Origin of the sequence: Streptomyces niphimycinicus (assembly GCF_018883605.1) — a bacterium.
GTDB lineage: Bacteria > Actinomycetota > Actinomycetes > Streptomycetales > Streptomycetaceae > Streptomyces > Streptomyces niphimycinicus.
Genome location: NZ_JAHLEM010000774.1, coordinates 1 through 3961 on the forward strand (window position 1 = coordinate 1; position 3961 = coordinate 3961).

At 71.4% G+C, this 3961-nt stretch carries 4 protein-coding genes and 1 pseudogene; 3 read left to right on the top strand and 2 right to left on the bottom strand.

Annotated features, from left to right (window positions below; translation table 11 throughout):
- Positions 1-312, bottom strand: a pseudogene (locus KN815_RS42395) (CDP-alcohol phosphatidyltransferase family protein); the annotation flags it as partial.
- Positions 313-580: 268 nt separating this feature from the next.
- Between KN815_RS42395 and galE the strand changes: the two are divergent.
- The 3 genes from galE to idi all read left to right on the top strand — a co-directional run bounded on the left by galE (position 581) and on the right by idi (position 3304).
- The gene (galE, locus tag KN815_RS42400) at positions 581-1567 is read left to right on the top strand and encodes a UDP-glucose 4-epimerase GalE (RefSeq protein WP_216347100.1); all 987 of its coding nucleotides are present in this window, start codon (positions 581-583) and stop codon (positions 1565-1567) included.
- A 137-nt stretch (positions 1568-1704) separates the two neighbouring features.
- Positions 1705-2628 (top strand): cation diffusion facilitator family transporter, encoded by a 924-nt coding sequence (locus KN815_RS42405; RefSeq protein WP_216347101.1) that lies wholly within the window; start codon positions 1705-1707, stop codon positions 2626-2628.
- A gap of 64 nt (positions 2629-2692) precedes the next feature.
- The gene (gene idi, locus KN815_RS42410; protein WP_216347102.1) at positions 2693-3304 is read left to right on the top strand and encodes an isopentenyl-diphosphate Delta-isomerase; all 612 of its coding nucleotides are present in this window, start codon (positions 2693-2695) and stop codon (positions 3302-3304) included.
- On the opposite strand, the gene KN815_RS42415 is transcribed toward idi, so the two are convergent.
- A complete protein-coding gene (locus tag KN815_RS42415) occupies positions 3279-3785 on the bottom strand; it encodes an ATP-binding protein (RefSeq protein WP_216347103.1) in 507 nt (168 codons plus the stop codon). The genes idi and KN815_RS42415 overlap by 26 nt on opposite strands.
- Positions 3786-3961: the final 176 nt, after the last annotated feature.

Here is a 3961-nt window from a genome sequence, read left to right on the forward strand (position 1 = left end):
GGTCCGCGCCGTGGCGGCCGTAGCCGTCACCGCGCGGGCCAGCGCCGTACGGGCCTCCGGCTGGACGCTCAGCGCGCCGCGCACCGCGGCGGCGGGGAAGCGGGGGTCGGTGAGGGCCAGCCGCAGGGCATGGACATGGCCGACGAAGCGGGGGTCCACGAGGGCCACCCGCTCATCCGCCGGGACGGTGGCGAGCTGTGCCGTGACCGCGGCGGCGTCGGTCGCCGTACGCACGTCGAAGCCCAGCGATCGCAGGCCGTCCTCGAGGGACGAGCCGGCGACCGGCGCACCGGTGAGAATCGCGGTCGACAGACGAACTCACTCCTTGGCTGCTGACATGGTGGCCGCGCCGCTGATGGCACTGGCCGGGGCCCTCCGGGCCATGGGCATCGCACGCCCTGGCCCCGCGGGGCCGGCGGCACGTCGGGCAGAGGCTATCGGATTGATGGAAGCCGCCGTTCACCGCACATTCACCACACGATCGGGGGAACGACCACTTCCGCGTGCCGCGGATCATCATGGTGGATGGCTGCTGTCCTCCACAAACGGCGGCCGTCCCGCCACGGATAGGGTGCGGGGCATGACATGGCTGATCACAGGTGGTGCCGGATATATCGGGTCGCATGTCGTGCGGGCCATGGCCGAGGCGGGCGAGCCCGTGGCCGTGCTCGACGACCTGTCCAGCGGGGTCCGGGCGCGGCTGCCCGAGGGGGTACCGCTGGTGAGCGGCTCCATCCTGGACCGTGAGCTGCTGGACCGCACCCTCGCCGAGCTGCGGATTACCGGTGTGGTGCATCTCGCGGCGAAGAAGCAGGTCGGGGAGTCCGTGGAGCAGCCGCTGCGCTACTACCGCGAGAATGTGCACGGGCTCACGGTGCTGCTGGAGGCGGCGGTCGCGGCCGGGGTCGGCCGCTTCCTCTTCTCCTCCTCCGCGGCCGTCTACGGGATGCCCGATGTGGAACTCGTCACCGAGGACACCCCGTGCCTGCCGATCAATCCGTACGGGGAGACCAAGCTGGCCGGAGAATGGCTGGTCAGAGCGGCGGGCGCGGCCCACTCCCTCGCCACGGCCTGTCTGCGCTACTTCAATGTGGCGGGCGCCACGCGCCCCGAGCTGGCCGACACCGGAGTGTTCAACATCATCCCGATGATGTTCGAGCGGATCACCGAGGGAGAGCCGCCCCGGATCTTCGGTGCGGACTACGACACCCCCGACGGCACCTGCATCCGCGACTACATCCATGTCGAGGATCTGGCCTCCGCCCATCTGGCCGTGGCCCGCCGGCTGGCCACGCAGCGGGAGCCGGGCGATCTCACGGTGAACATCGGCACCGGTCAGGGCGTCTCGGTGCGTGAGATGTCCGATCTGATCGGGGAGGTCACCGGCCGCCCCGAGCTGACCCCGGTGGTCGGGCCGCGCCGGGCGGGCGATCCGGCCCGGGTCGTCGGATCCACCGAACTGATCGCCAAGGAGCTGGGCTGGAGCGCCCGGCACGATGTGCGCGCGATGGTGGAGTCGGCCTGGGAGGGCTGGTGCCTGCACCACCCCGAGGCCCGGCGCGGCTGAGGGGACACGGGCGGCGCCGACCGGGCACTGGTGCCCCTGCCCGGCCGGGCACCGGCGCGGCTGATCCGGCCGCGCCCCGGCCCCGTAGTTCACTGGTGAGCAGGGCACCGCGCCGCCGGGAGGAGGGCCGTACGCACATGGGCGCAGGTCATGACCACGCGCGCGGCCACACCACCGCCGGCGGCGCCCATCGGTGGCGGCTGCGGATCGCCCTGGCCATCACGCTCACGGTGATGGCCGTGGAGATCATCGGCGGTCTGCTCGCCGACTCTCTCGCCCTGCTCGCGGACGCCGGCCATATGGCGACGGACGCGCTCGGGCTCGCGATGGCGCTGCTGGCGATCCACTTCGCGGGCCGTCCCCCGAGCCCGTACCGCACCTACGGCTATGCCCGCGCCGAGATCCTGGCGGCCCTCGCCAACTGTCTGCTGCTGTTCGGCGTCGGCGGCTACATCCTCTCCGAGGCGGTGCTGCGGTTCCTCACCCCGGCCGCCACCGAGGGCGGCCTGACCATCGTCTTCGGCGCCATCGGCCTGGCGGCGAACCTGGTGTCGCTGGCCCTGCTCAGGGGCGGCCGGCGCATCAGCCTGAACGTCCGGGGCGCTTTCCTGGAGGTCGCGGCGGACGCGCTGGGCTCGGTCGCGGTACTGGTGTCCGCCGGGATCATCCTCGCGACCGGCTGGCAGACGGCCGACCCCGTCGCCTCCCTGGTGATCGGCCTCATGATCGTCCCGCGGACGTACAAGCTGCTGCGCGAGACGCTGAACGTGCTTCTGGAGGCGGCGCCGCGAAATGTCGACATGGCGGCCGTACGCGCCCACATCCTCGGCCTGCCCGGGGTGGAGGGGCTGCACGATCTCCATGTGTGGACCATCACCTCGGGGATGCCGGTGCTCTCGGCGCATGTGGTGGTCGCCCCGGGGGCTCTGGACGCGATGGGCCACGAGCGGATGCTGCATGCCTTGCAGGGATGTCTGGGGAACCACTTCGACGTCGGGCACTGCACGTTCCAGCTCGAACCGGGTGGGCATGCTGATCACGAAGCCAAGCTGTGCCACTGACACAGACAGGGGGCACATGTGCGGCAGACTTGGATGTTCACGAGTCGGAACTATGAGGATGGTCATGCCGATCACACCTGCCAGCGGCGCCTCCGCCGAGACCGCCGCGCCCTCCGCGCCGAGCGGTTCCGCAGACCCGATCATGCTCGAGCTGGTCGACGAGGACGGTACGACGATCGGCACCGCGGAGAAGCTCTCCGCGCACCTCGCGCCCGGCAAGCTGCACCGGGCGTTCTCCGTCTTCCTCTTCGACGACCAGGGGCGGCTGCTGCTCCAGCGCCGTGCGCTGGGCAAATACCACTCCCCCGGGGTCTGGTCCAACACCTGCTGCGGCCACCCCTACCCCGGTGAGCCGCCCTTCGTGGCCGCCGCCCGGCGCACCGGTGAGGAGCTGGGCGTGGCGCCCGCGCTGCTGCGGGAGGCGGGCACCGTCCGCTACAACCACCCCGACCCCGCCTCGGGCCTGGTGGAGCAGGAGTACAACCACCTCTTCGCCGGGCTGGTGCGGGCGACCCCGCGCCCGGACCCCGAGGAGATCGGCGAGATCGCCTTCGTCACCCCCGATGAGCTGGAGAAGCTGCGCGACGAGGGACCGTTCTCGGCGTGGTTCATGACCGTGCTGGACGCGGCCCGCCCGGCGGTCCGGGAGCTCACCGGGACGGCGGCCGGCTGGTAGCCGCGCCGGGCAGCGGAAGGGCGGCCCAGACGACCTTGCCGCCGCTCGCCGTGTGGTCGACGTCGTAGACCCCGCCCGCCTCCTCCGTGATCGCCGTCACCAGCAGCAGTCCACGCCCGCCGGTCCCGCCCTGGTCCGCCATCAGCGCGACCGGCCGGTAGGGGTGGTTGTCCTCGACGGCGATCCGGACCCGGTCCCGGCTCAGGGAGAGCTCGACGGCGATCTCGGGCGAGAGCAGCGCGGCATGCCGTACGGCGTTGGTGACCAGCTCGGAGACGATCAGAAGCAGACTCTCCACCAGGTCGTCATCGACCGGCACGCGCTGATGGACCAGCAGATCGCGCACCGCGTGCCGGGCCTGGGGCACGGAGGAGTCCAGGGCCGGTGCGGTGAACCGCCAGGTCCCCTCGTAGGGGGCCGGGGGCGGGGCCGGGGGCGGGGCATGTCCCGGTTCGGAGGGGACTCTTCCGAGGATCTCCATGTCCGATACCCACCCCTCGCCGCGCCCGACCACTCGTACCGAGTGTTGAGAAGCTCTGGTACGGACCGATGGAGTACGCGCAACTTGACGCTTATCGAGCGTTTTTGATCGTTGGCGTATGCCACTGTCACGCGCTCGACTGTTCCTGCCCGCCAGGGTTCCGACCATGGTGACTC